The 24,908-nt window shown below is 63.7% G+C and carries 25 protein-coding genes; 3 read left to right on the top strand and 22 right to left on the bottom strand.

The features are described 5' to 3' along the window. Window positions 1–84: 84 nt before the first annotated feature. Window positions 85–1,212 (bottom strand): mechanosensitive ion channel family protein, encoded by a 1,128-nt coding sequence (locus KLP42_RS05690; protein ID WP_215565210.1) that lies wholly within the window; start codon window positions 1,210–1,212, stop codon window positions 85–87. Window positions 1,213–1,334: 122 nt separating this feature from the next. Between KLP42_RS05690 and KLP42_RS05685 the strand changes: the two genes are divergently transcribed. Beyond that, window positions 1,335–1,757 (top strand): DUF1810 domain-containing protein, encoded by a 423-nt coding sequence (locus tag KLP42_RS05685; protein ID WP_215565209.1) that lies wholly within the window; start codon window positions 1,335–1,337, stop codon window positions 1,755–1,757. A gap of 31 nt (window positions 1,758–1,788) precedes the next feature. Here KLP42_RS05685 and KLP42_RS05680 read toward each other — a convergent pair whose 3' ends face one another. The 4 genes from KLP42_RS05680 to KLP42_RS05665 form a co-directional block, all read right to left on the bottom strand. Next, on the bottom strand, window positions 1,789–2,016 hold the full coding sequence (locus KLP42_RS05680; protein WP_215565208.1) for a hypothetical protein: 228 nt from the start codon (window positions 2,014–2,016) through the stop codon (window positions 1,789–1,791). Window positions 2,017–2,364: 348 nt separating this feature from the next. Beyond that, entirely contained in the window at window positions 2,365–3,381 is a 1,017-nt protein-coding gene (locus KLP42_RS05675; RefSeq protein ID WP_215565207.1) for a Tim44 domain-containing protein, read from the bottom strand. A 199-nt stretch (window positions 3,382–3,580) separates the two neighbouring features. Further along, window positions 3,581–5,176, bottom strand: a complete 1,596-nt coding sequence (gene serA / locus KLP42_RS05670; RefSeq protein WP_215565206.1) for a phosphoglycerate dehydrogenase — start codon at window positions 5,174–5,176, stop codon at window positions 3,581–3,583. Between the two features lie 98 nt (window positions 5,177–5,274). Next, window positions 5,275–6,453 carry a phosphoserine transaminase gene (locus KLP42_RS05665; RefSeq protein ID WP_215565205.1) on the bottom strand — a complete coding sequence of 393 codons (1,179 nt, stop codon included), beginning with the start codon at window positions 6,451–6,453 and terminating at the stop codon, window positions 5,275–5,277. 306 nt (window positions 6,454–6,759) lie between these two features. On the opposite strand from KLP42_RS05665, the gene KLP42_RS05660 reads away from it, so the two are divergent. Beyond that, window positions 6,760–7,350 (top strand): DoxX family protein, encoded by a 591-nt coding sequence (locus tag KLP42_RS05660; protein ID WP_215565204.1) that lies wholly within the window; start codon window positions 6,760–6,762, stop codon window positions 7,348–7,350. Window positions 7,351–7,431: 81 nt separating this feature from the next. Here KLP42_RS05660 and KLP42_RS05655 read toward each other — a convergent pair whose 3' ends face one another. From KLP42_RS05655 to ruvC, 17 genes are all read right to left on the bottom strand, one after another. Next, window positions 7,432–8,289 carry an outer membrane protein gene (locus KLP42_RS05655; RefSeq protein ID WP_215565203.1) on the bottom strand — a complete coding sequence of 286 codons (858 nt, stop codon included), beginning with the start codon at window positions 8,287–8,289 and terminating at the stop codon, window positions 7,432–7,434. A gap of 232 nt (window positions 8,290–8,521) precedes the next feature. Then, complete coding sequence (gene glmM, locus KLP42_RS05650) at window positions 8,522–9,874, bottom strand: phosphoglucosamine mutase (RefSeq protein WP_215565202.1); 1,353 nt, start codon at window positions 9,872–9,874, stop codon at window positions 8,522–8,524. Between the two features lie 244 nt (window positions 9,875–10,118). Beyond that, window positions 10,119–12,056, bottom strand: coding sequence for an ATP-dependent zinc metalloprotease FtsH (gene ftsH, locus KLP42_RS05645; protein ID WP_215565201.1), 1,938 nt, complete (start codon window positions 12,054–12,056; stop codon window positions 10,119–10,121). Window positions 12,057–12,159: 103 nt separating this feature from the next. After that, a complete protein-coding gene (tilS, locus tag KLP42_RS05640) occupies window positions 12,160–13,518 on the bottom strand; it encodes a tRNA lysidine(34) synthetase TilS (RefSeq protein WP_353844827.1) in 1,359 nt (452 codons plus the stop codon). A 2-nt stretch (window positions 13,519–13,520) separates the two neighbouring features. Further along, the gene (gene ybgF / locus KLP42_RS05635) at window positions 13,521–14,507 is read right to left on the bottom strand and encodes a tol-pal system protein YbgF (RefSeq protein ID WP_215565199.1); all 987 of its coding nucleotides are present in this window, start codon (window positions 14,505–14,507) and stop codon (window positions 13,521–13,523) included. 179 nt (window positions 14,508–14,686) lie between these two features. After that, the gene (gene pal / locus KLP42_RS05630; protein WP_215565198.1) at window positions 14,687–15,226 is read right to left on the bottom strand and encodes a peptidoglycan-associated lipoprotein Pal; all 540 of its coding nucleotides are present in this window, start codon (window positions 15,224–15,226) and stop codon (window positions 14,687–14,689) included. Window positions 15,227–15,392: 166 nt separating this feature from the next. Then, a complete protein-coding gene (gene tolB / locus KLP42_RS05625; protein WP_215565197.1) occupies window positions 15,393–16,700 on the bottom strand; it encodes a Tol-Pal system beta propeller repeat protein TolB in 1,308 nt (435 codons plus the stop codon). Window positions 16,701–16,714: 14 nt separating this feature from the next. Continuing rightward, the gene (tolA, locus tag KLP42_RS05620; RefSeq protein WP_215565196.1) at window positions 16,715–17,842 is read right to left on the bottom strand and encodes a cell envelope integrity protein TolA; all 1,128 of its coding nucleotides are present in this window, start codon (window positions 17,840–17,842) and stop codon (window positions 16,715–16,717) included. 10 nt (window positions 17,843–17,852) lie between these two features. After that, complete coding sequence (tolR, locus tag KLP42_RS05615) at window positions 17,853–18,314, bottom strand: protein TolR (RefSeq protein WP_215565195.1); 462 nt, start codon at window positions 18,312–18,314, stop codon at window positions 17,853–17,855. Between the two features lie 25 nt (window positions 18,315–18,339). Beyond that, complete coding sequence (gene tolQ / locus KLP42_RS05610; RefSeq protein ID WP_215565194.1) at window positions 18,340–19,059, bottom strand: protein TolQ; 720 nt, start codon at window positions 19,057–19,059, stop codon at window positions 18,340–18,342. A gap of 229 nt (window positions 19,060–19,288) precedes the next feature. Further along, window positions 19,289–19,732, bottom strand: a complete 444-nt coding sequence (ybgC, locus tag KLP42_RS05605) for a tol-pal system-associated acyl-CoA thioesterase (RefSeq protein ID WP_215565193.1) — start codon at window positions 19,730–19,732, stop codon at window positions 19,289–19,291. A 46-nt stretch (window positions 19,733–19,778) separates the two neighbouring features. Then, window positions 19,779–20,291: an NUDIX hydrolase gene (locus KLP42_RS05600; RefSeq protein ID WP_215565192.1), complete on the bottom strand. Its 513-nt coding sequence runs from the start codon at window positions 20,289–20,291 to the stop codon at window positions 19,779–19,781. Beyond that, a complete protein-coding gene (gene ruvB / locus KLP42_RS05595) occupies window positions 20,284–21,324 on the bottom strand; it encodes a Holliday junction branch migration DNA helicase RuvB (protein ID WP_215565191.1) in 1,041 nt (346 codons plus the stop codon). Before ruvB ends, KLP42_RS05600 begins: the two co-directional genes overlap by 8 nt. After that, window positions 21,321–21,719, bottom strand: coding sequence for a type II toxin-antitoxin system VapC family toxin (locus tag KLP42_RS05590; RefSeq protein WP_215565190.1), 399 nt, complete (start codon window positions 21,717–21,719; stop codon window positions 21,321–21,323). The genes ruvB and KLP42_RS05590 overlap by 4 nt, the downstream gene beginning before the upstream one ends. Beyond that, window positions 21,716–21,976, bottom strand: a complete 261-nt coding sequence (locus KLP42_RS05585) for an AbrB/MazE/SpoVT family DNA-binding domain-containing protein (RefSeq protein WP_215565189.1) — start codon at window positions 21,974–21,976, stop codon at window positions 21,716–21,718. Before KLP42_RS05585 ends, KLP42_RS05590 begins: the two co-directional genes overlap by 4 nt. A gap of 55 nt (window positions 21,977–22,031) precedes the next feature. After that, window positions 22,032–22,649 carry a Holliday junction branch migration protein RuvA gene (gene ruvA, locus KLP42_RS05580; RefSeq protein WP_215565188.1) on the bottom strand — a complete coding sequence of 206 codons (618 nt, stop codon included), beginning with the start codon at window positions 22,647–22,649 and terminating at the stop codon, window positions 22,032–22,034. Between the two features lie 191 nt (window positions 22,650–22,840). Next, a complete protein-coding gene (ruvC, locus tag KLP42_RS05575) occupies window positions 22,841–23,353 on the bottom strand; it encodes a crossover junction endodeoxyribonuclease RuvC (protein ID WP_215565187.1) in 513 nt (170 codons plus the stop codon). A 192-nt stretch (window positions 23,354–23,545) separates the two neighbouring features. On the opposite strand from ruvC, the gene KLP42_RS05570 reads away from it, so the two are divergent. Beyond that, window positions 23,546–24,844 (top strand): hypothetical protein, encoded by a 1,299-nt coding sequence (locus KLP42_RS05570; protein ID WP_215565186.1) that lies wholly within the window; start codon window positions 23,546–23,548, stop codon window positions 24,842–24,844. The last annotated feature ends 64 nt before the right edge of the window (window positions 24,845–24,908 follow it).

The raw sequence follows: 24,908 nt of genomic DNA, 5'->3' as shown, positions 1-24,908 counted from the left end.
TTCGGCCGTCCCCAGCACTTCTGGCGGATATAGAAAGGACGCGGCCAAAACGCAAGGTTCTCGGCGCAATGGCAGGGTTGCAGCTTACGAAGACATCATCCGCCCAGCCCCTTCATGGACTACGGACGAGTGGGGATCGACGCCAGAAAATGCCTCGGCGCGCAGCTTCGGCAGGGCAGCCGGGTAATCCTGCTGGATGAAGGCAATCAGCTTTTCGCGCATCTCGCAGCGCAGGTCGAAGGCCTTGCCGCCATCGGCGGCCGAGACGAGGATGCGGATTTCCATGACCGTCTCGCGAAAATCGGTGACCGCGACGTTCACCACCTGGCCGTCCCACAGCGGCGATTTGCGGGCGATCTCCTCTACCTTGCGGCGGATTTCGGCGACCGGAACGGTGTAATCGAGATAGATCATCACCGTGCCGATCAGGGCCGCTCCCTCGCGCGTCCAGTTCTGGAAGGGTTTTTCGATGAAATAGCCGAGCGGCAGGATCAGCCGTCGCCAGTCCCACAGCTTGACGACCACATAGGTGGAGGTGATCTCCTCCACCTTGCCCCATTCCCCCTCGACGATCAGCGCGTCATCGATGCGGATCGGCTGGGTGATGGCAAGCTGGATGCCGGCAAACAGGTTCTTCAGCACCGGCTGCAGCGCAAGACCGAGCACGATACCGGCCACGCCGGCCGATGCCATCAGCGAGACGCCGTACTGGCGCACCGCCGGGAAGGTCATCAGCGCCGCCGAAAGCGTCAGCGCGATGATCAGCGTGGCGGCCACCCGCTCCATGATGCGCGACTGGGTGACATGCTTGCGCGCCAGAAGATTGTCTTCCGCATCCAGCTTGAAGCGGCGCAGATAGACCGTGGTCCAGATATGCAGCGTGGTGCGGGCCATCCAGCCGATCAGCACGATGAAGCACACCAGCAGGATATGGCGCAGGATGCCCGTCTCACGGTCGCTGAGCGGCGCCATGCTGACCGCCGGCGCCAGCACCCAGGTGACGATGGCAAGCCGCAGCGGTCGCTCGGTCCGCGAGACCAGCGAACGCCAGAACAGATCGCGATTGGCGACGATGCGGGTAAGAAGGCGAAAGACGAAGCGGTGGATCAGCCAGCCGACAAGCACGGCCAGGACCAGGATCGCCATGCTGATGAGCCAGTCCGGCAGCCAGCGGACGATCGTATCGAGATATAGTTCAAGACGCTGTTCCATGCCCCGGCAGTTAGGGTGCACTGCGGCAAGGAAAAGAGAGGCCTTCTGACAAATTATTGACCGGAGCGCCGAATACGGCAACCTGACGGCCCAGGACGCGTTCTGCCCCGGGAGGCTCTGCCATGACCGACGACCCGTTTGACCTTGCCCGCTTCAGCGACGCTCAGGCGCCTGTCTACCAGAGGGTGCTGGCCGAATTGCGGGCGGGCGAAAAGCGGTCCCACTGGATGTGGTTCATCTTCCCGCAGATCGCCGGGCTCGGACATTCGCCGATGGCCGGGCGCTATGCAATCAGCGGCAGAGCAGAGGCGCTTGCCTATCTGGCCCATCCCTTGCTCGGGACCCGGCTCGACGAATGCACGGCCGCCATGCTGACGCACCGGCACCGGTCCGCTCATGCCATTCTCGGCTCGCCGGACGACCTCAAGTTCCGCTCCTGCATGACGCTGTTTGCCGCCGTCAGCGAGCAGCGCTCGGGCTTCGAGCAGGCGCTGCGGCAGTTCTGCGGCGGAAAGCCGGACGAAGCGACGCTTGCAAGGCTGTGACCCGCGAAAGGCCACTCACAGTCTGCCCGGCTCAGCGCCTGTCGACGCTGACCGAGGAGGCCTGATGATAGTAGGTCATCGTGCCCGTCCAGCGATCCAGGACATAGGCATGCGGCTGATCGCCGGCCGCCGCCACCTGCATGTCGTAGCGATTCCAGAAGGCCACCGAACCCGCCACCATCAGAACGACGACGGCCCAGAGGATCGTCCGGGCCAGCGGCCTGTCCCCATCCACCGGCCCCTGCTCATCCCACAGCATCGACTGCGAACCCTCCCCGCCTCCGGCTGCAACGCAACGCCCCTCCTCCCGTTCCCGCTGAACAGGGCGGAGAATGCCAGCGGCCAAGCTTCCGCCGACCGCCGTACAAATACAGGGCGAATATCAGCCTGACTTTTGCATCCATCATGCAGTTTTGCGGGAGGGAGCGCAAGTTCAACTTCGTGAGGATGATGTATTGCACGGCGCGTGGAACCGTCAATACAGGCGCATGCACGACAAAACCCGGCCGCGACACATCAGCACAGGAAAAAGGCCCGCCACATGGCGAGCCTTCTGCATGTCACCGAACCATCATCGGCTGGCCGATGGCCAGCCAGCAGGCCCGCCTCAATTGGTACCCTGAATGGCCGCAAGCCTCCACTCTTCGCCCGGCTTGCGCACGAAGGTCCAGATTTCCGTGGCTTCGGTCGGCGTGGCGGGATCGCCCTCGACCACGGCGCCGGTCTTGCGGTTGCGCATCACGTCAATGCTCTGGTAGCGCATGGCGACCGTTGCATAATCCTGGCCATTCTCACGCCAGGATTCGGCCAGATCGCCCTGCAGCAGGCGAACATCCGTCACCTCGTTGCGCAGGCCCTGCGTTGCGTTCTCGCCCAGCTCTTCGGCCAGATAGGACATGGCCTCGGGGGTGGCGATGGCGCGAAGGCGGGCATAATCCTCGGCACCATAAGCGCCCTGCACGTCGGTCAGCAGGCGCTCGAACGCATCAAGGTCGGCATTCGTGATGCCGATCTCATCGGTCGCCTTGGACGCAACGCGCGGACGGGATGCTGCGGCAGATCCTGCGGCAGCAGCGCCGGCAGACCCCATCTGCGGAATCTTGAAGCCTGTGCCCTGTGCCGGCGGCACATCACGGGAATAACGGCCGGCGGCGCCGGTTGCCGGCTGCGTGCGGCGCGCGAACATGCGCATCAGCAGGAAGATCAGGCCGCCGATCAGAAGGATCTGGAACAGCATGCCGAACATGCCGGCCAGACCGCCGAAACCGTTGCCCATCATCATGCCGAACAGACCGCCGAGGAACAGGCCACCCAGGATACCGCCGCCAAAACCGCCGAACAGGCCGCGACGGGCCTGCTGGCCGGCAGCCTGCTGACCGGCCGCCATACCCGGATTGGTCGCGTTGGTCTGGCTGTTGGGCGTCATCGAACGCTGGATCGGGGCGGCCGTCTCAGGCGCCGTACGGGTTGCCGGCGGAGCCGAATAGGTGCGCGTGCCACGACTGCCAAAACCGCTCGAACCGGCGCGGCGCGCCTCGGCGAAATCGACGGCGGCAAGAGACACGACCATGCCGATGGCCATCACCGACAGAACGTGTTTGAAGCGCCGAAGCCTGGAAAACATTTCTCTCTCCTCACAGAACCGCTTTTCGCGGGTTATGCCACCCATATAGCCATCAACGGTTGACGGTTTTAGAGGTTCGATCCGATTTTTCGGATTTGTGAAGAGATTTGACCAGCGTATTGGGGAAATCGCGCTGACCCGACACGAAAAAGCCCGGCGCGCGCTCACGCACCGGGCTCTTTTGTCGTGGGGACGTCGATCAATCGACGTTGAAGGTCAGGGGCTTGGCCTGCTTGATCGCCGGGTTGGCGGTCAGCTGGTCGAGAACGGCCTTGTCCACGGTGCCATCGACGTAGAGAAGCGCGATGGCATCGCCGCCTTCCTTTTCGCGACCCAGCTGGAAGTTGGCGATGTTGACGCCCGCATTGCCGAGCGTGGTGCCCATGAAGCCGATCATGCCCGGAACGTCGGTGTTGGAAATGTAGATCATGTCCGCACCCACATCGGCATCCATGTTGATGCCCTTGATCTGGATGAAGCGCGGCTTGCCGTCGGAGAACACCGTGCCGGCCACCGAGCGCGTCTGCTTTTCGGTCGTCACCGTCAGCTTGATGTAGCCGTCATAGACGCCGGTCTTGTCGCGCTTGACCTCGGAAAGCACAATGCCCTTTTCCTTGATCATGATCGGCGCAGAAACCATGTTCACATCGGCCACCTGATTGCGGATCAGGCCGGCGAGCAGCGCCGAGGTGAGCGCCTTGGTGTTCATGGTGGCGGTGACGCCATCATAGAGGATCTCGATCGCCTTGATCGGGTTTTCCGTCACCTGGCCGGCGAAGGAACCGAGAACATCGGCCAGGCGGATGAACGGCTTCAGGATCGGCGCTTCTTCGGCGGTGATCGACGGCATGTTGATGGCGTTGGAAACGGCACCCTTGACGAGATAGTCCGCCATCTGCTCGGCCACCTGCAGGGCCACGTTTTCCTGCGCTTCCGTCGTGGAGGCGCCGAGATGCGGCGTGCAGACCACGTTCGGCAGGCCGAACAGCGGGCTTTCGGTGGCGGGCTCCACTTCGAACACGTCGAAGCCGGCGCCGGCGACATGGCCGGACTTGATGGCTTCGGCAAGCGCTGCCTCATCGACCAGACCGCCGCGGGCGCAGTTGATGATGCGCACACCCGGCTTCGTCTTGGCAAGCGCTTCCTTGCTGAGGATGCCGCGCGTCTTGTCGGTCATGGGCACGTGCAGCGTGATGAAGTCGGCCTTCGCCAGCAGCTCGTCGAGTTCGACCTTCGTGACGCCCATCTCCTGGGCGCGTTCGGCCGAAAGGAAGGGGTCATAGGCCAGAACGTGCATCTTAAGCCCGATGGCGCGCGAGCAGACGATGGAGCCGATATTGCCGGCGCCGATGACGCCGAGCGTCTTGCCGGTGATTTCGACACCCATGAACTTCGACTTTTCCCACTTGCCGGCCTGGGTCGAGGCATCGGCTGCCGGGATCTGGCGGGCAACGGCAAACATCAGCGCGATGGCATGTTCGGCGGTCGTGATGGAATTGCCGAAGGGCGTGTTCATCACGATGATACCGCGCTTCGACGCAGCCGGGATATCGACGTTGTCGACACCGATACCGGCGCGGCCGACAACCTTCAGGTTGGTGGCGGCTGCGATCAGCTTTTCGGTAACCTTGGTCGCCGAGCGGATGGCAAGACCATCATAGTTGCCGATGATTTCGGCCAGCTTGTCCTTGTCCTTGCCGAGCTTCGGCTGGAAATCGACTTCAACGCCGCGGTCGCGGAAGATCTGGACGGCGGTTTCCGACAGTTCGTCGGACACGAGAACGCGAGGTGCCACGAGAGGCCTCCTTCAGAAGAGTTCAAGCAAAAAGGGTTCAGTCTGTATCGGGAAAGCGGCTTCGCCTATCGGGGCGAAGCCGGACGCATCGGCGCTGCTTACGCTGCGGCCTTGGCGAGCGCTGCCTTCTGGGTCTGATAAGCCCAGGTCAGCCACGGCATGACGGCCTGCATGTCGGCGGTCTCGATCGTTGCACCGGCCCAGATGCGAAGGCCGGACGGCGCATCGCGATAGGCGCCGATGTCGAGCGCGACATTTTCCTTTTCCAGAAGGGCAACGACGCCCTTGGCAAAGGCTGCCTGCGCATCCGCATCCAGAGCCGTCACCTCGGGATCGACGATCTTCAGGCACACGGAGGTGTTGGAGCGGGTTGCCGGATCGACGGCAAGATTGGCAATCCAGTCATTGGCATCGACGAAATCGAAAATGACCTTGGCATTGGCGTCGGCTCGGGCGATCAGGGCTTCAAGACCACCGATCGACTTTGCCCAGTTCAGCGCATCGATATAGTCCTCGACGCAGAGCATCGAGGGCGTGTTGATGGTCTCGCCGACGAAGATGCCTTCGATCAGCTTGCCGCCGGAGGTCATACGGAAAATCTTCGGCAGCGGCCAGGCCGGAACATAGGTCGTCAGGCGCTCGACGGCACGCGGGGACAGGATGATCACGCCGTGACCGCCCTCGCCGCCCAGAACCTTCTGCCAGGAGAACGTGACGACGTCGAGCTTGGAGAAATCCATGTCCTGCGCGAAGGCGGCCGAGGTGGCGTCGCAGATCGTCAGGCCCTTGCGGTCGGCGGGGATGAAATCGGCGTTCGGCACGCGCACGCCCGAGGTGGTGCCGTTCCAGGTGAAGACGACGTCGCGGTCGAAATCGACCTGGGCGAGATCCGGCAGCAGGCCGTAATCGGCATTGAACTTGCGGACATCGGCAAGCTTCAGCTGCTTCACCACATCGGTGACCCAGCCGGCGCCGAAGCTTTCCCAGGAAAGCATGTCCACGCCACGTTCGCCAAGCAGCGACCACATGGCCATTTCAACGGCGCCCGTATCGGAGGCCGGCACGATGCCGATGCGGTAGTCCGCCGGCACGTTCAGAATTTCGCGGGTAAGATCGATGGCCTGCTTCAGCTTCGTCTTGCCGACCTTGGCGCGGTGCGAGCGACCGAGCGGGGCATCAGCAAGGGCTTCAAGCGTCCAACCGGGGCGCTTCGAGCAAGGGCCAGAAGAAAAATGGGTATTGTTCGGACGTACGTCCGGCTTCGCGATGGTCGCCATCTTGGCTATCCTTCCAGATAGAAAGCCCTTCGTTGGGGAAGGGTGTCCCGCCGCTGGTGTTATTGGATGGGCGGGTTACGGTCAAGTCGCAAATCAAACGATCTCTGTCTTTTTTGCGTTGGCAAACGCGCGCGCCCTAAAACTTGACCTGGATCAACATGAATTGTCGGGCGCGATTTATGATCAGTTATCGGTTGTGAATACGGCGGCGATGATTGCCGCGCCTGCCTGCCCCATCCGCTGGACCGTTGTGCCGCTGCGGCGGTCCGATGCCCCGATTCATTTTGAACAACAAGGACCTACGTCATGGCCATGCAAAGCGTATATACCCCTGCGCAACCGCAGGAAAAAAGCCATTTCTACCTGCCGTTTCTCGCCGGCTTCTACGAGCATTTCGCCCAGCCCTTCGCCTGGACCGCCTTCCGTGTCGCCATCGGCGGCATGCTGATGATCGAGGGGTATCCGAAGATTATGGCGCCGATGGCACAGGTCGGCTTCGTTGAGAATCTCGGCTTCCATCCCGGCTGGCTGTGGTCGCCGACACTTGCCGCCATGCAGTTCTTCGGCGGGATGATGATCGCGCTCGGCCTCTTCACCCGCCCGGTCGCGCTGGCCAACGGCGTGATGCTGGCGATCACCCTCTGGTTCCACTTCGCTTTCCCCTATGGCCACGCCTTCCTGACCGATACCGGCATTGCGGCGTTGAAGAGCGGCAGCGATTTCTTCACGCCGGCCGGCATCAAGCGGCTGGCCGATGGCGGCGCCGTCTTCCTGGAACAGGTGCAGACCAAGGCCGAACTCGCCTCGCTGTTCTGGACGGGTGGCGCCTTCTTCTTCGCAGCCTTCGGCGGCGGCTACTGGTCGGTGGACCGCGTCATCCTGAAACGCGAATTCTGATCCTTCCCGTTCGAACTCCGCGACGACAAAAGGCCGCCCGGCGCAAACCGGGCGGCCTTTTCCTGTCCGAAGAAGGCGATCCTACTTGTAGACCAGCGGCTGCGGCGGCTCGTCGTCGGCGATTGAGGTCTGCGGGCAGCCACCGAACAGATAGCGGGCGCCGATGCGGGCCTCGTGCACGTCGAAGCCCTTGTCATAGCCCGGCCCGCCATTCGAGGCATAGCCGAACATGTCGCCGCCCTGCACATGGCGATAGCGGTAGCCGATGTCGGCCTTGAGATTGCAGGTCACGTCCACCGTCGCGCCGGCCATCAGCGCATAGGTGAAGCGCCAGCTGCCCTTGCCGTCGTGCTCGACCGTTGCGTCGCAATTGGAGGAATTGCCGGTCTCGCAGGAGGTGTTGCTGAGCTTGCTCCAGTTGACATAGGTGCCGCCGATGCCGCCGCCGACATAAGGCGTCACGGAGCCATAGGTGCCGAGATCCACATAGGCATTGGCCAGCAGGCTGTAGGCCTTCAGGTGGGCGATGTCCTGCGAGGTGCAGTTGGTGACGCAGGCACCGGAAGAGGCGCCGCCGCCACTGGTGGAGCCATCGAACCGGCTGCGGAAGCTGTAGTCGAAGGTGAGATCGGCGCGCAGGAAATTGTTGACCTGATAGCCGATACCGGCCCCCAGCAGGAAGCTGTCCTTCAGGTCGGCGCGGGTGAAATCGGCCTTGCCGGCGGAGGAACCGCCCTGGAAAAAGTCGGCCCCCTTCAGATCCTTGAAGCCGTAGGCCGCGTCGCCGCGCAGATACCATCCGCTCGCCGCCTCCTGCACCGTGACCTCCGGCGCGTTCAGCAGCATCGGATCGATGGCCGGCTGTCGGGAAAGGTCAGCCGCATGGGCGGCGCCCGCGGCCAGCAGGACGGCCAGCGCGCCGAACAGGGTCTTCCTCATGGGGGTTACTCCAAGGTCTCTTTACCGACGCGAGGCGCGCCGTGAATCATTCCGGTTTGCCTCGATCATCCCGTAGAAAGGTAAAGGAGCAATTAACCCTAACATACGGTGAAATCAGGCCTATCTCCTTCGGGCAAATTAACCGCATGCTAACGTCCCACCCCGCTTCGCACGCAAGAGGGCCCGCCGGCGGATGCCGACGGGCCCAAAAACAGGCAGGCGGGAAAAACGGTCAGGCCGCGGTGCGCACGTTGCCGATGACGCTGACCAGATCGTTGACGATGCGTTCCACCTGGCCGCGATCGTCCCCCTCCGCCATGACGCGGATCAACGGCTCTGTGCCGGAGGGGCGAATCACCAGGCGGCCCCTGCCCCCCAGCTCCGCCTCGGCGCTTTCGATCGCCTGACGCACGATGATGTCCTCCAGCGGCTTGCCACCGCTGAAGCGGACATTGCGCAAGAGTTGCGGCACGGGCTCGAAGCGGCGGCAGACCTCGCTGACGGTCTTGCCGGTGCGCTTCACCGCCGCCAGGATCTGCAGGCCGGCCACCAGACCGTCGCCGGTGGTGCCGAAGTCGGACAGCACGATGTGACCGGACTGCTCGCCGCCCACGTTGAAATCGTGATGGCGCATGTGCTCCACCACATAGCGGTCCCCCACCTTGGTGCGGGCAAGCGTCAGCCCCTTGCCGCCGAGGAAACGCTCGAGGCCGAGATTGGACATGACGGTCGCGACAATACCACCGCCGCGCAGCTTCTCGTCCTCGGCCCAGCTTTCGGCGATGACGGCCATCAGCTGGTCGCCATCGATGATCTCGCCGCGCTCGTCGACGATGATCACCCGGTCGGCATCGCCATCGAGCGCGATGCCGATATCGGCGCGCACTTCATGCACCTTGCGCTGCAGCGCTTCCGGGCTGGTGGAACCGCAGTCGAGGTTGATGTTCGTGCCGTTCGGCGTATTGCCGATCGTCACCACGTCGGCGCCCAGTTCCCAGAGCGCCGCGGGTGCCACCTTGTAGGCGGCGCCATTGGCGCAGTCGATGGCGATACGGAGGCCATGCAGCGTCACATCCTTCGGCAGGGTGCGCTTGACGAATTCGATGTAGCGATAGATGTCGCCATCGACGCGCTTGGCGCGGCCGATCTCGGCGGGCTTGGCCAGCTGCGAATAGAGATCCTTGTCGAGAAGCGCCTCGATCTCCTGCTCCAGTTCGTCGGACAGCTTGTAGCCATCCGGACCGAACAGCTTGATGCCGTTGTCGGCAAAGGGGTTGTGCGAGGCCGAAATCATCACGCCGATATCGGCGCGCAGCGAGCGGGTCAGCATGGCCACCGCCGGCGTCGGAATGGGACCGAGCAGGTAAACGTCGAGGCCGGCTGCGGTAAAGCCTGCCACCAGCGCATTTTCCAGCATGTAGCCCGACAGGCGTGTGTCCTTGCCGATCACCACCCGATGGCGATGGTTGCCGCGCCGGAAGATCGTGCCGACCGCGATACCGACCCGCATGGCGAGGTCAGGCGTCATCGGGAAAACGTTCGACTGCCCGCGAATGCCGTCAGTGCCAAAATAGCGGCGTGTCATGAATGCTCCTTGCTGCTCGCGCGCTCTCAGTGGCGCGTCTTCTGTCCCGAGCTGCAGCCGGCGGATCGCGGCCGCGTGGGGCTGGCATGCTCGCTCATGCCACAGTTTGCGCCTCTGGGCACATAAATTACCGTCAAAATCGATTATATCCCGTTACCAAAGCGTCAATCTTCCTGTGCCTTTCACGCAAAAAGAGCCGCCCTTGGGCCGGGCGGCTCTTGCAACAGGACCTGAAATTCTGGCCTCAGTGTGGCTGGGGTTCCAGCCCGCCCTCCGGCTCGCCATTCCCCTTCGGCTCGTCCTTCTTCGCACCGGCCTTCGGCACGGCGGAACCACGGGCGGTCGGGCTGTCGTCGCCGGCATCGCGGGAGGGCTTCTGGCCCTTGATCAGCGCCTTGATCTCCTCGCCGGACAGCGTCTCGTATTCCAGCAGCCCTTCGGCAAGCGCGACGAAATCGTCGTGACGTTCCGTCAGGATGCGGCGAGCCTCGGTATAGGCCTCGTCGATCAGGCGACGCACTTCGTTGTCGATCTTCTGGGCCGTCGCCTCGGAAACATTGCGCGACTGCGACACGGAATGGCCGAGGAAGACTTCCTGCTGATTCTCGCCATAGGCAACCTGGCCGAGGATATCGGAGAAGCCCCACTGGGTGACCATCGCCCGTGCCAGCTTGGTGGCCTGTTCGATGTCGGAGGAGGCGCCGGAAGTGATGTTCTCCTTGCCGAAGGTCAGCTCTTCCGCCACGCGGCCGCCCATCATGATGACGAGGCGCGACACCATCCACTTGTAGCTCATGGAATAGCGGTCGCCTTCCGGCAGCTGCATGACCATGCCAAGCGCACGGCCGCGCGGAATGATGGTCGCCTTGTGCAGCGGGTCCGCCACCGGCACGTTGAGCGCGGTGATGGCGTGTCCTGCCTCATGGTAGGCGGTCAGCTTCTTCTCGGCCTCGGTCATGGCGGACGAACGACGTTCGGCGCCCATCATGATCTTGTCCTTGGCGTCCTCGAATTCCTGCATGGTGACGAGACGCTTGTTGCGGCGCGCCGCCATCAGGGCAGCCTCGTTGACGAGGTTCATGAGGTCGGCACCCGAGAAGCCGGGCGTACCACGGGCCAGAACCTTGAGATCGACATTCGGTGCCAGCGGCACGTTGCGCACATGCACCTTCAGGATGCGCTCGCGTCCGACGATATCCGGGTTCGGAACGACGACCTGACGGTCAAAACGGCCGGGACGCAGCAGTGCCGGGTCGAGAACGTCCGGACGGTTCGTCGCGGCAATCAGGATGATTCCCTCATTGGCCTCGAAACCGTCCATCTCGACGAGAAGCTGGTTCAGCGTCTGCTCGCGCTCGTCATTGCCGCCGCCGAGACCGGCACCGCGGTGACGACCGACGGCATCGATTTCGTCGATGAAGATGATGCAGGGCGCGTTCTTCTTGGCCTGCTCGAACATGTCGCGCACGCGGCTCGCACCGACGCCGACGAACATTTCCACGAAGTCCGAACCGGAGATGGTGAAGAAGGGAACATTGGCTTCGCCGGCAACCGAGCGGGCCAGCAGCGTCTTGCCGGTACCCGGAGGGCCGACAAGCAGCACACCGCGCGGAATGCGGCCGCCAAGGCGCTGGAACTTCTGCGGATCACGCAGGAATTCAACGATTTCCTCGAGATCCTGCTTGGCCTCGTCAACGCCGGCGACATCGTCAAAGGTCACGCGGCCATGCGCTTCGGTCAGAAGCTTGGCCTTGGACTTGCCAAAGCCCATCGCGCCGCGCGAGCCGCCCTGCATCTGCCGCATGAAGAACAGCCAGACGCCCAGGATCAGCAGCATCGGCAGAAGCGTGCCGAGATAGCTCAAAAAACCGGAGGATCCGTCGGATTCCGGACGGGCCACGATCGTCACGTTCTTCGATTGAAGGCGCTCGATCAGGCTGTCGTCGATGACGGGTGAGTAGGTCTGAAAGCCCGTTCCGTTCTCGGCATAGGTGCCGAGAACGCGGTTGCCGGTCACGACAACGTCACGCACGCGACCAGCATCGACGTCGCGCAGAAACTGCGAGTACGGGACTTCCCGTGAACTCGTCTGCGTCGGCGCCGTCTGGAACATGCTGAACAGGGCGATCAGCAAGAGGGCTATGATCGCCCAGAGGGCGAAATTGCGAAAGTTTGGGTTCATCGAACTCCCCGGACAATGACGGCCGCTTCGATGAGCTTCCGCCTTACTTGTCGCATAACATAGGATTGCGGCGAGCCCTTGCCAAGGCAACACCACCCGCCGATCATGTTTTACGATCGAAAACGTTAAACGGTAATGGCGGAAATGCCTGCAAGCCCAGCCGAACGGCAAAAGAATTTGCCAGATCGAGCTCGAAGGCGGGAAGAAACGACCGGTAAGGCTGCAGAATCGGCAGGCAGCGCAGATCCGCCTGCCGGCCTTGCGCTACGCCATGCAGACCGGGCAACGCCCGAAGCGCGGTGAGCGCCAGGCTGGCCGGAACGCCTGGAAAGCGCGACACGGCCAGGGCGCGATCGGCCGGGCACGGCCCAACCGTCAACGGCACGGCACCGTCATTGTGCAGCAGGAAGCGGCCATCCCATTCCGCCGATTCGCCGGGAGACAGACCAAGGATCGGCAGATCGCGGCTTTCGCGCAGGATGAAAAGACCCGCCCGGCGGCGGTCGAAGAGCACGCGCCCGGCGGTGAGGCGCCCCGGCCTGTCCGAGCGCAGGAATGCGACGATCCGTCCCAGGCTGTCGCGTGCGGGCGGATGCACCCGCCCGCCGAAGACGGCGGCCAGCGCCGCGCAGGCCGCCGTCAGCACCGGCGCGTCGGCATCGGCAAGGACCGCAGGATCCAGCCTGGCCAGAACGCCGCCCGAAACCGCAAGGCCCTGGCCGAGCCTGGCCGCGACCGCGCGGCCGAGCGCCAGACGCTGCAATGCCAGCCGGTCCAGTTCTTCCGGAGATGGCAGGGAGGCGGCCTCGGCCAGCCGCAGGCGCGTGCGGGCGCGTTCGAAGCGCAGATCGCTGTTGGACGGATCATCGATCCAGCCGAGGCCTGACGCGACAAGAAACCGGCGGATCGTCTGACGGCGCAGCCGCAGGAAGGGGCGCAGCAGCCAGTGGCGGCCACACAGCAGCACGGCAGGCGCCATGCCGACGGCGCCGGCGCCCCCTTCTCCGCCGGGGCGGCTGGCGCGCATGGCAAGCGTCTCCCACTGGTCGTCCAGCGTGTGTCCGCTGAGAATCGCATCGACATGCAGGTCATCGGCAATGGCGCAGAGAAGATCGTAGCGCGCGGCGCGCGCCGCGGCGGAAATGCCGGTCGGCGGCTTTTCGCCCTGCCAGACACGGGTCACATGGAAAATGCCGAGACGCGCGCACAGGGCGGCAACGGCCCGGGCCTCGTCGGCCGATCCGCGACGCAGGCCATGATCGATGGTGGCGGCGAAAATCGCGACATCGCTGCGACCACATTCAATGAGGCCGCGATGGAAGGCATGGAGCAATCCGGTCGAATCACTGCCGCCGGACACGGCGATCAGCAGCCGGGCGGAGCCCGGAAGACGGGTGAGGACATCGCAGGCCGCAGCCAGCGCGGATGCGCCGGACGGATCTTGCCCGCCCTCGGGCGGCACGATCAGCAACCCAGCCGCTTCACTTCGCTGGCCACCTTTGCCTGCACCGGCTTGCCGGCATTCGGATAGCGGCGGTTCACCTCGCGCAACGTGGCGCAGGCGGTTTCGCGGTTATCAAGGGCGGCCAGCGACATGCCGAGCTTCAGCAGCATTTCCGGCGCCTTGGGCGAATTGGCATAGGTCTGATGGGCGTTCAGGAAGGTCTTGGCGGATTCGTTGTACTTGCCCTGCGAATACTGTGCCTCTCCCAGCCAGAAATTGGCATCGGCGGCACGGCTGCTCTTCGGGAAGGCATTGATGTAGTTGCTGAATTCCGTCTCCGCCATGGCATAGTCGCCAGACAGGATATGGTTGTAGGCGGCACGGTAGGCATCGCTCTCATTGCCGAGGGACGCGGTCCTGGTCGGGTCGCTCGCCGCCGGCGCGCTTCCGGCATCCACGCCCGGCAGGCCGGCGGAATTGCGCGCAGCCTGATTAAGCGTTGCCCCGACGGGAGCACCGCTCTTGTCCACTTCCAGCGAGCCGAGCGTCGTCTCTGCGGGCGCCGTCGTGCGGCGGGTGGTGCCGCCGGTCGACGGCGCCGCAGTGGGCGGCGCGTCTATGATGGCCGAAATTTCATCGTTTTTTTTTGAGCCGGCTGCCGGCGCGGCAGCGACAGAAGGCGCAGCGGCGTCGCCTGTCTGGCTTTTTTCCAGCTGCTGGAAACGGAATTCGTTGTCTTCCTGCGTCTTGCGCATCTGCTCCTGCATCTGCAGCATCTGGAAGCTCATTTCCTCGACGCGACCGTTCAACTGGCGGATTTCCTCCTCCAGTTGCTGGATCCGCACGGCGTCGGTGCTGCTTTGCACCAGCACGACCGGCGCCTGCGCCTCGCGCGCCGGCTGCACGGCCCGGTGTCCGCCGGAGAGGAGGTTGGAAAGCGAAAATGCGCTCGCCTGCCCGCTCGTCGCCGCAAGCCCCAGCATTGCTGCCAAGACAAGTTTCTTCATGTCGTCCGTCCCGCTTTACCTGTTGGCGGCGCCAGAATGGCGCACGCAGTTTCTGTTACCAGCAAAAGATCGTGGCGTTAACCATCAAAAGAGAACCGAACTTCGGCCAAACTATGGACAAGGCAAAAGGGCGGCCACGAGGACCGCCCTTTCCGCAATGTCGCACAGCAGGCTGCCGATCAGGAACCGGCGCCGCCCAGCACGGTGACGGCACGGCGGTTCTGCGACCAGCAGGAGATGTCGTCGCAGACAGCAACCGGACGTTCCTTGCCGTAGGAAATCGTCTTCATGCGGTTGGCCGGAACGCCGCGCGATGCGAGGTAATCGCGGGTGGCGGCTGCACGGCGGGCGCCGAGCGCCAGGTTGTATTCGCGCGTGCCGCGCTCGTCGGCATGGCCTTCGATGGTGATGGCGTAACGCGGATACCGCATCAGCCACTGAGCCTGGCGGTCGAGCGTCTGCTGGGCATCGGCGCGGATGGACGAAGAATCGGTATCGAAGAAGATGCGGTCGCCGACATTGACGGTGAAGTCCTGGCTGGAGCCCGGCGTTGCCGCACCGGCGCCGCCTGCACCGAGGCCGAGTTCACCGGCGCTGTTCGGCATGTTCTTCTTGTTGGCGCAACCGGCAAGCGCCAGCGCAAGCGTCAGCGCGATAACGGCGGGATTGCGTGCGAGGCTCTGCATGCGGCTCATCGCCGGGGTATGGGTACGGCTCATGGCCGATCTCTCCTTGATCACATTCTGGCGTTGCCAGACCGTAACTGCATTTGGTTAACGGCCAGTCAATGCCTATGGTTAATAATCTGCTATCAACGGCTGTTTCAGCGCAAATTCAGGCAATTGCCTCCGTGCGGACGCGAACCGCCCGCACGCAGAAGCCAAACTATTCGAGAAGCGGCGACCAGGCCGGGTCGGATGCGAAAGCCGGCGTCTTGACCATCTGCTCGTTGTAACCCGTCAGATCGATGGAATAGAGCTGCGGACCGCCCGCGCCGGCCGCCTGGCGGAAGAACATGATCACGCGGCCGTTCGGCGCCCAGGTCGGGCCCTCATTGTGGAAGCCGGTGGTGAGGATGCGCTCGCCCGAGCCATCGGGCTTCATCACGCCGATCGAGAACTTGCCGGCCGACTGCTTGGTGAAGGCGATCAGGTCACCGCGCGGCGACCAGACGGGCGTGGAATAGGAACCGTCACCGAAGGATATGCGCGTCTGGCCGGTGCCGTCGGCATTCATCACGTAGAGCTGCTGGCGCCCGCCGCGGTCGCTTTCGAAGACGATGCGCGAACCATCCGGCGAATAGGACGGCGAGGTGTCGATGGCAGCGGTATTGGTCAGCCGCGTCGTGGTGCGCGAGCGCAGGTCCATGGTGTAGATGTTGGAATTTCCGTCCTGCTGCAGGCTCATGATGACCTTCTGGCCATCCGGCGAGAAGCGCGGCGCAAAGGTCATGCCCGGGAAGTTGCCCACCACCTCGCGCTGTCCGGTCTCAAGCTGCAGCAGATAGACGCGCGGCTGCTGGCCCTCGAAGGACATGTAGGTGATTTCCTGACGGTTCGGCGAAAAGCGCGGCGTCAGCACGATATCGTTGCTGTTGGTGAGCATACGGACGTTGAAGCCGTCCTGGTCCATGATCGCCAGCTGGCGCTTGCGGTCGGTCTTGGGGCCGCTTTCGGACACGAAGACCACGCGGGTATCGAAGTAGCCGTTTTCACCGGTGATCTGCTTGTAAATGGCATCGGCGATGATATGGGCCACGCGGCGCCAGTTCTCCGGCTGGGTGAAGAACTGCTGGCCGGTCATCTGCTGGCCGACGAAGGTATCCCAGAGGCGGAACTCGGCGCGAAGGCGGCCATCGCCCTCGCGCGTCACGCGGCCGGTGACCAGCGCCTGCGCGTTGATCGCCTTCCAGTCCTCGAAGCGCGGCATCTGGTTCGGGTCGCTGATCTTCTGGATGAAGGCCGCCTTGTTGACCGGAGCAAACAGGCCCGAGCGCTGCAGGTCGGCCGCGATGACAGCAGAGATCTGCGCGCCGATGTCGTTGGCGGACTGGAAATCGGTGACGGCGATCGGCAACGGCTCGACATTGCCGCGGTTGATGTTGATTTCCACGCGCGCCTCGGCCGGTGCCGCGAACATCACGGCCATCCCGGCAAGTGCAAGCAGCACGCGGATGAAAGAACGTTTCATCATGATAACTGGGCCTTTCAAAGCAGTTCGCTTGGATCAAAGTTGACGACGACTTCGCTCCAGGCGTCGTATTTGTCGGCGGGGAGGTTCTTGAAGGGTGACGAGCGCAGCACGGCGCGCAGCGCGCTGGATTCCAGCGTGCGGCGCGCATTGTCGGAACCGCCGGTCGCCTTGACTTCCGGCCGGCCGATGATCGCGCCGGTCTCGTCCAGCTTCATCGTCACGGTAATGATCACACCCTGGGCGCCCTCGATGCCGGAGATGACCGACCAGTTGTTCTGGATCTGGCCGCGCAGGGCATCGATTTCGCTCTGGCTGAGCTTGGAGCCGCCGGTGTCGTGCTTGCCGCCAAGGGCAGCCGGCGCGGCGGAACGCTTGGCGCCGCCGCCGGCCGCCTCCTGCTTGTTGAGCAGGGCGGCAATCTCGTCGGCGTTGAAGTCGCTCTCCTTGGACGAGGTGGACTTGGCGGTTTCCTGCTTCTTGTCGGCGATCTTGCGGTCCGGCGTCTTTTCGGCAGGCTTCGGCGTTTCGGTCTTCTTCGGCTCCGGCTTCTCGACGGGCTTGGCCTCCTGCGGCTTCGGCACATCGGGTGTCGGGCGCGCGGCCGGCACCGGCACGGCATCGGGCATGGGAATTTCTTCGGCCTGCTGCTCCGCAGGCTTCGGTTCGGGCTGCGGCTCCGGCTTGGGCGTCGGCGGGGTGGGCTCCGGACGCGGCTGCGGCAGGGCTGCCACCTCCTGCGGCTTCGGCGCGGTTTCCTCCGGCGCAACCTCCTTGACCTTGTTGTCCTCGGTCGTCGGATTCGGCAGCGGTTTTTCCGTCTTCTGCGGCGCTGCGGCAGCCTCGGTCTGCAGCGGCTTCTTCACCGGCGTCGGCGGCGTCTTCAGGTCGACATCGTTGTCGCCGGCGTTTTCGGCATTCTCGACCACCTTCGGCTTCTGCGTCGGCTTCGGCGCCGATTTCTCCGCCATCGGCGCCTTCTTGTCGCCCTGCTGGATCTGCGTGATCGATTCCACCGGCACGATATCGACCGGCAGAGCCTCCACGTCACCCACCTCGAACTTCGCCGGCGCGCTCAACGAAAAGAGCGCCCAGGTCAGAACCAGGAAGTGCAGGACCAGCGATGTGCCAAGGCTACCCTTCATCGCGACAGGATCACTTTTGCTGTTCTTGCTGCGTCACGAGACCGATGTTCTTGAAGCCGGCGGCGGAAATTCGCGCCATCACCTTCATCACCACGCCATAGGCGGCAGCGGTATCGCCACGCACATAGATGCGCTCGTTATAGCCGGTCGTGGCAATCGCCTCGAGCTTCGGCACCACCTCGTCGATGGCGATCGGGGTTTCCTGCAGATAGACCTCGCCCTGCGGATTGACCGAAATCGTGATCGGCTGTGTATCGGAATTCATCGCCTTCGCCTGGGTTTCCGGCAGATCGATCGGCACGCCGACGGTCAGCATCGGCGCCGCCACCATGAAGATGATGAGCAGCACCAGCATGACGTCGACCAGCGGCGTCACGTTGATTTCGCTGATCGCACCGCCGCGACCGCGGCCGCCACGACGCCCCCGGCGCCCTCCGCGAGCCGCATTACCTCCACCTGCCGACATACCCATTGCAAATACTCCTCAGCGTCGCGCGTTACTGCGCGGCCTGACGCGGCTGCAGCTTTTCATCGATCTGGCGCGACAGGATGGCGGAAAACTCATCCGCGAAGCCTTCCATCCGCGCGCCGAGCTTGCCGGCATCGGCCATGAACTTGTTGTAGGCCATGACGGCGGGGATGGCCGCGACGAGACCGATGGCGGTGGCCAGCAGCGCCTCGGCGATACCCGGCGCCACGACCGCAAGATTGGTGGACTTCGAACCGGCGATGGCCTGGAAAGAGGTCATGATGCCGACGACCGTGCCGAACAGGCCGATGAAGGGGCCGGCCGAGCCGATGGTGGCCAGCGAGCCGAGGCGCGCCTCGTAGGTTTCGCTTTCACGCGAAATCGTCACGTCCATGGCGCGATCGATGCGCATCTGCAGGCCGATCGGCGAGCGTGCTCCCCGTTCGAAGCTCTTCTTCCACTCGCGCATGGCGGCCACGAAGATCGCGGCAAGGCCACTGTTCTGGCGCTCTGCAAGGGTGCGATAAAGCTCTTCCAGCGACTGGCCCGACCAGAAGACCTGCTCGAACTGATCGAACTGGCGCTTGGCCTTCGTGAACGACATGTACTTGTCGATCACGATCGCCCAGGTCCAGACCGAGGCACCGATCAGGCCGATCATGACCAGCTTCACGATCAGACCCGCCTGCATGAAAAGCGACAAGAGGCTTACCGAGCTTGCAGCCGCCGCCAAATCCGCGTGTTCCATATGTTCACTATCCCCGAATCCCAACGCCCGGCACGCATAATACGGACCGGGTCGCAAGCGCAGTATGTCATGTGCGCGCGTACGCTGAAGTGCCCGTATGCCTGAGGTTTCAGGAGGCCTTCTCGCCTTCAAATTTGGTCAAACGAAGGCGTGCACCGCACAATTTTCCTGGGCGCCATTAAGACAATATTATCGTTAAGAATGCGTTACAGTCGTCGACAAAGGCATCTCACGCGCCAGTGAAGGATCGCGCGATGCTGTCCGGCAGGCGCCGCGGGCGGCCGTTGCGGTTGATCACCGCGATGATCACCTTCGCCGCCACCAGCAGCGCATCGCCCCGGCGGATCTCCTGCTGCAGCACCATCTTGGCGCCACCGGCCTTCTCCGTCCGCGTCAGGATGGTGAGCACGTCGTCCATCCGGGCCGGCGCCTTGAAGTCGATCTCCATGCGATGCACGACGAAGACAAGCCCCTCCTCATCGACGGCCAGCAGCGCGCTCTGCTCGCAGCCAAGGCAGCGCAGGTAATCGGTGCGGCCGCGCTCGAGGAAATGCAGATAGCGCGCATGGTAGACGAGGCCGGAAAAATCCGTGTCCTCGTAATAGACCCGCTGCACGAGGCTGTGACCGGCATCGGTGAGTGAGCCGGCGAGAGAAACGGTGATTTCTTCCATCACGCTTGGTCCGGTTTGTCCTGGCTATAGGTTTCGCAGCAGACGCTTAACCGCGATCCAGGTTCTTGTCATCCCATACCAGATGCCGCGGCGCCTCCGGCAGGTTCTCGATCTCGGCGGCAATGAAATAAGGCGGGATATCGAGTGCCGTCAGCGCCGCCGTGGTTGCCGGCACCCACTTGAACTCCAGATCGTTGTCGCCGTCCTGAACGCGATGGATGATGCCTTCCGGCGCGAAGGGAAAGGTCTGCGGGATCTCCATGCGGTAGTAGATGCCGAGTTCGTGCCAGTCACGCCCCTCGTAGTGGAAGAAGTTCTCCACGATCCACAGCACGCGGCCAACCTCGACCTCGACACCGAGTTCTTCCATCATCTCGCGCCTGAGGGTCTCCTCGGAGGTCTCGCCGATTTCCGCGCCGCCGCCCGGGAAGGTCCAGAAGAGTTCGTGCGTGGCGCGATGCACCAGCACATGGCCGTTTCGGAAGCCGAGGCCGGCAATGCGCATCTGGAAGGTGCGCTTCGGCTTCGCCTTGATGCGGATGCGGGTTCCCTCACTCATCGTCGAGACTCAGGCGAAACTGCGCCGCCTCCAGATCCTTCGGCGGCTGCAGGCCGAGATGCTTCCACGCGGTGGCGGTCAGCACGCGGCCGCGTGGCGTGCGCTGGATGAAACCCTGCTGGATCATGTAGGGCTCGATGATGTCCTCGATTGCATCGCGCGGTTCGGAAAGGCCGGCCGCGATGGTCTCGATCCCCACCGGCCCGCCGGCAAAGTTCACGGCGATCATCGAAAGATAGCGGTTGTCGAGCTGGTCGAGGCCCATGTTGTCGACATTGAGGCGGGTGAGTGCCTCGTCGGCGATCTGCCGCGTCACCGCCTCGGCGCGGGCAACCTCGGCAAAATCACGCACGCGCCGCAGCAGGCGGCCGGCAATGCGCGGCGTGCCGCGGGCGCGCCGGGCAATCTCGCGCGCGCCCTCATCCGTCATGCCGAGCCCCATCAGGCGTGCGCCGCGCCGCACGATCAGCTCCAGTTCCTCCACCGTGTAGAAGCTGAGGCGGACCGGAATACCGAAGCGGTCGCGCAGCGGCGTCGTCAACAGGCCAAGGCGCGTGGTGGCCGCAACCAGGGTGAATTTCGACAAGTCGATCTTCACCGAGCGCGCCGCCGGGCCCTCGCCGATGATGAGATCCAGCTGGAAATCCTCCATGGCCGGATAGAGGATTTCCTCCACCGCCGGATTGAGGCGATGGATCTCGTCGATGAACAGGACGTCGCGCTCCTCGAGATTGGTCAGCAGGGCCGCGAGATCGCCGGCCTTGGCAATCACCGGACCGGAGGTCGAGCGGAAGTTGACGCCGAGTTCCTTCGCCATGATCTGCGCCAGCGTCGTCTTGCCGAGCCCCGGGGGACCGACGAACAGCACGTGATCCAGCGCCTCGCCACGGTTCTTCGCCGCCTCGATGAACACCTTCAGATTGGCGCGCGCCTCCGCCTGGCCGGTGAACTCGTCCAGCGACTGCGGCCGAAGCGCGGTATCGAGATCCTCACCCTTCTTGTCGGGCGAGAGGATGGGGTTGGGCAGCGTCATGCGAGGAGTTCCATATGGGGTATGGCCCTTGCCGCATTCCTGTCGAACGTCATCGTCGTGCGACATCCCTGCTCCCTGTTCTTGAGAGCAATGAAGATGTCGGCAAACTCCTCGCCGCTGCGGTCCATCTCGTCCAGTGTCATTTCTATGATACTCTCATCTTCCAGCACGAGATTGTCGGAATCGAGAAATCCGCAGAGAATGATCTTCAGTTCCTCGCGGGTCATTTTCGCATATCGCCGCGCAGTCCAGATGAATTCCAGCAGTACTGCACTGTTGACGAAACCCGGCTTTTCCGAAGATAGACTGTCAACCAGAACAAGCGCCCGGTTGGATTGACTGTCATCGTCCTGCAGGATCAGACGCAGCAGGATATTGGTGTCGAGCCCGATCATTCGCGCCCCATGACATGATCGACAACGGCGTCCGCGATAATCTCGTTCATATTCTCGATTGTCATCGTCGGCATCCCCGGACGATGCAGGATGCCGGCAAGATCAACCAACCGCTTGTTCTTGGCCTTGAGCGTAACCTCCCCGTTCCTGACGACATAGCGAATGCGATCGCCGGGCTTGAGCCTCAGGAGCTCCCGGATTTCCGCGGGCACCGTGGTTTGCCCCTTCGAGGTCATGGTACCGTAAAACACGTTCATGATCGACCTCCTTACATTCTCACAATAGTAAGGAAAAGCGCCGCAAGCAAGGCGCTCATCGCGACAATTCCTTGAGGCCGAGGCGGATCAGTTTCGCGCTGTCGGCCCCTTCCCCGCCGGTCTTCAGGGCGGCGGCCACGGCATTGGCTGCCTGCTCGCGCGAATAGCCGAGATTGGTGAGGGCCGACACGGCATCGGCCACGGGGGCGGCAGCGACGCCCTCGCCCAGCTCCTGCTTGAAGCCGATGCCGGCGCTGGCCTCGCCGGCAAAGGCGGGCGCCTTGTTCTTCAGCTCGGTGACGATGCGCAACGCAACCTTCGGACCGACGCCCGGCGCCCGCGCGATCGAGGTGCGGTCCTGCAGCGCAATGGCATTGGCCAGTTCGGAGGGCGTCAGCGTCGACAGCACGCCGAGCGCAACCCGGGACCCCACCCCCTGCACGCTTTGCAGCAGGTTGAACCAATCCCGCTCAAGCACGCTGAGAAAACCGAACAGCTTCAGCTGATCCTCGCGCACATAGGTTTCGATGAAAAGCACCACGGCCTCGCCGACGGCGCCGATGCGCGACAGCGTGCGCGAGGAGCAATGGGCGACGTAGCAGACCCCGTGCACATCGACGAGCACATGGTCGTCGCCGATTTCGTCAATGGTGCCCTTGAGCTTGCCGATCATGATGGAGATCCGTCCGGGATGAAGTCGCAGGAAGAGAAACATGTCCGGGTCGGAGGCCAGCACGGGCCGGGCCGGAAGACGGCATCCGGCTCCACGGCCGGAACCGCCCGCTCCGCTCCGAGCCGCAGCTCGTCATCCTCATCCCCTGACGAGCTGCGTAGAACGCAATCCGGAACAAGTCAAGAACAAACTCAGGCGCGCGCCAGCACCTGGCGCATGCGTTCGCCGCCGCGGTGATGGGCGTGGCAGATGGCGATGGCCAGCGCATCGGCCGCATCGTTGCCGGTAAATTCCACCTTTGGCATCAGGATCTTCAGCATCATGTGGATCTGCTGCTTCTCCCCGTGGCCGACGCCGATGACGGCCTTCTTCACCGCGTTCGGCGCATATTCGGAAACCGGCAGACCGGCGCGGGCCGGCACCAGCATCACCACGCCGCGCGCCTGGCCGAGCTTGAGCGTGGCAACCGCATCCTTGTTGACGAAGGTCTGCTCCACCGCCGCCTCGTCGGGCCGGTAGGCATGCACCACCTCCGCCAGCCCGTCATGCAACTGACAGAGGCGCGAGGCGAGATCCATGTCGCCGTCGGACATCACCGTGCCGGAGGCAACGAACTTCAGGCTGTTCCCCAGCGTGTCTATGATGCCCCAGCCAGTGCGGCGCAGGCCCGGATCGATGCCGATAATGCGAATCGTCTGTGTCATGTGTGCCATCCTACCGCGACGCTGCCTGTATCGACCAGACGCAACGCGAACAAAAACGAAACATGTGCCCGCAGGACGTTAACTCTCCGTTAAGGCTGGCACGTCAATCCGAAGACAGACGCCTCAACTTCAGCAACTCTACGCGCCGAATCACATTAGGTGATATGCGTAGATCAAGACTGGAGGTCCATCATGATGATGTTCACCCGCTTGAAGAACCAGTCGATCGAGACGATCCTGCTGCTTGCCACCTTCAATCTGGTGGCCGTGGCGCTGATCGCCATCAAGGCGGCGCGTGTCTCGCCCGAGATTCTGGGCTTCAGCATTGCAGCAGCGATTGCAGCGGGGGCGGCAATCGTCATGCTCGCGTTCAAACTCGGCGATCCGCTGGCACGGCTTGCCCGGCAGGCAAGCGAATGGACCACACCGGAGACGGAGGCGGACCGCGCCGACCAGCGCCGGCACGACACCATCGGACGGCTGGCGCGTGGCATTGCCGGCCTCAAGGGCGCCATCCGCGAAAACGAAACCGACTGTTCGCCTGCCCGCGCCCAGCTGGACGAAGCCATGCGCCGGCTTTCCAACGGCGATGCGACGGCACTGCTCCAGCAGCCCTTTCCGCAGCCGCTGGAAGGTCTGCGCGTCCGCTTCAACCGCCTGACCTCGATGCTGAACCTCAACCTTTCGGTGGTCCGGCGCGCGGTGCTGGCGGTGCGCGAACAGGCGCGTTCCAGCCAGGGCGATCTTGCCGTGATCGGCGAGCGGCTGGTCAATGCACGGCCGACCATGCAGAAGGCGCTGAGTTCCATCGAGGTTATGCAGCGGGCCACGCGGATGCGCGGCGAGGATGCACGTCTGGTCAGCCGCAGCGCGGAAGATGGGCGACAGGCAAGCCAGCGGCTCGGTCGTGCCGCCAGCGAGGCGCATGAGGCGGCGGAAGCCGCCACCGCATCCTTCGAGGCCCTTGCCGCACTGGTGGCGCGGATCGGCGACCTTGCCATTCGCGCGGAAAGCATCGCGAGTTCCGTCGAGCATCGACAGAAGGGCGCGGCACCCGCCCCGCACCTCACCACCGATGCCGTGCGGCTGCTTGCCGCCGATTGCACCGAGGCAGCGCGCGGGCTGATGCTGCAGTGCCGCCAGACGGACAATCACATGAGCGAGACGCGGCACGCGCTCACCCGCATCCTGCGCGAGGCGGATGGCGTCGGCGAGGCGCTGACGGAAATGGCCGAGCCTGCCGAACGGCTGTCGCACAACGTGGATCTCGAGGGGCAGCGCCTGTCGCAGGCCCATGCGGCGGTCAGCGAGACCGAGGTGGTACTGCAACGCAGCCACGAGATCGTCGAGGCGACGGAGGCGTCGCTGGTGCGGATGATGGGCGAGGCCGCCATCGTGGAAACGCGGCTGTCGCTGTTCGTGCTCAGCGCCCCCGATGAGCCTGCCCGCCGCAGCACCGGCCTGAAGCCAAGCCTGCGCTGCGTGACGTGAAGGCGGCCGGCAGGCTCTGCCGGCGTCGCATCGGAAAAATCCGATGCCCCCTTAGAATGCGCGC

Origin of the sequence: Rhizobium sp. CSW-27 (assembly GCF_018760785.1) — a bacterium.
Taxonomy (GTDB): domain Bacteria; phylum Pseudomonadota; class Alphaproteobacteria; order Rhizobiales; family Rhizobiaceae; genus Neorhizobium.
The sequence above is the reverse complement of the archived record's forward strand: the minus strand, read 5'-3'. Positions and strand labels throughout refer to the sequence as shown.

Excerpts from the sequence above, each read along its gene's own strand:
- tolA (WP_215565196.1), bottom strand. The coding sequence starts at position 17,842 with ATGAAGGGTAGCCTTGGCACATCGCTGGTCCTGCACTTCCTGGTTCTG.
- KLP42_RS05590 (WP_215565190.1), bottom strand. The coding sequence starts at position 21,719 with ATGATCGGGCTCGACACCAATATCCTGCTGCGTCTGATCCTGCAGGAC.
- KLP42_RS05690 (WP_215565210.1), bottom strand. The coding sequence starts at position 1,212 with ATGGAACAGCGTCTTGAACTATATCTCGATACGATCGTCCGCTGGCTG.
- KLP42_RS05665 (WP_215565205.1), bottom strand. The coding sequence starts at position 6,453 with ATGGCGACCATCGCGAAGCCGGACGTACGTCCGAACAATACCCATTTT.
- KLP42_RS05675 (WP_215565207.1), bottom strand. The coding sequence starts at position 3,381 with ATGTTTTCCAGGCTTCGGCGCTTCAAACACGTTCTGTCGGTGATGGCC.
- ybgF (WP_215565199.1), bottom strand. The coding sequence starts at position 14,507 with ATGAAGAAACTTGTCTTGGCAGCAATGCTGGGGCTTGCGGCGACGAGC.
- ruvA (WP_215565188.1), bottom strand. The coding sequence starts at position 22,649 with ATGATCGGCAAGCTCAAGGGCACCATTGACGAAATCGGCGACGACCAT.
- tolQ (WP_215565194.1), bottom strand. The coding sequence starts at position 19,059 with ATGGAACACGCGGATTTGGCGGCGGCTGCAAGCTCGGTAAGCCTCTTG.
- KLP42_RS05685 (WP_215565209.1), top strand. The coding sequence starts at position 1,335 with ATGACCGACGACCCGTTTGACCTTGCCCGCTTCAGCGACGCTCAGGCG.
- KLP42_RS05680 (WP_215565208.1), bottom strand. The coding sequence starts at position 2,016 with ATGCTGTGGGATGAGCAGGGGCCGGTGGATGGGGACAGGCCGCTGGCC.
- ftsH (WP_215565201.1), bottom strand. The coding sequence starts at position 12,056 with ATGAACCCAAACTTTCGCAATTTCGCCCTCTGGGCGATCATAGCCCTC.
- KLP42_RS05585 (WP_215565189.1), bottom strand. The coding sequence starts at position 21,976 with ATGAACGTGTTTTACGGTACCATGACCTCGAAGGGGCAAACCACGGTG.
- ruvB (WP_215565191.1), bottom strand. The coding sequence starts at position 21,324 with ATGACGCTGCCCAACCCCATCCTCTCGCCCGACAAGAAGGGTGAGGAT.
- ybgC (WP_215565193.1), bottom strand. The coding sequence starts at position 19,732 with ATGGAAGAAATCACCGTTTCTCTCGCCGGCTCACTCACCGATGCCGGT.
- glmM (WP_215565202.1), bottom strand. The coding sequence starts at position 9,874 with ATGACACGCCGCTATTTTGGCACTGACGGCATTCGCGGGCAGTCGAAC.
- pal (WP_215565198.1), bottom strand. The coding sequence starts at position 15,226 with ATGAGCCGTACCCATACCCCGGCGATGAGCCGCATGCAGAGCCTCGCA.
- KLP42_RS05655 (WP_215565203.1), bottom strand. The coding sequence starts at position 8,289 with ATGAGGAAGACCCTGTTCGGCGCGCTGGCCGTCCTGCTGGCCGCGGGC.
- tolB (WP_215565197.1), bottom strand. The coding sequence starts at position 16,700 with ATGATGAAACGTTCTTTCATCCGCGTGCTGCTTGCACTTGCCGGGATG.
- KLP42_RS05660 (WP_215565204.1), top strand. The coding sequence starts at position 6,760 with ATGGCCATGCAAAGCGTATATACCCCTGCGCAACCGCAGGAAAAAAGC.
- tolR (WP_215565195.1), bottom strand. The coding sequence starts at position 18,314 with ATGGGTATGTCGGCAGGTGGAGGTAATGCGGCTCGCGGAGGGCGCCGG.
- KLP42_RS05570 (WP_215565186.1), top strand. The coding sequence starts at position 23,546 with ATGATGATGTTCACCCGCTTGAAGAACCAGTCGATCGAGACGATCCTG.
- ruvC (WP_215565187.1), bottom strand. The coding sequence starts at position 23,353 with ATGACACAGACGATTCGCATTATCGGCATCGATCCGGGCCTGCGCCGC.
- KLP42_RS05600 (WP_215565192.1), bottom strand. The coding sequence starts at position 20,291 with ATGAGTGAGGGAACCCGCATCCGCATCAAGGCGAAGCCGAAGCGCACC.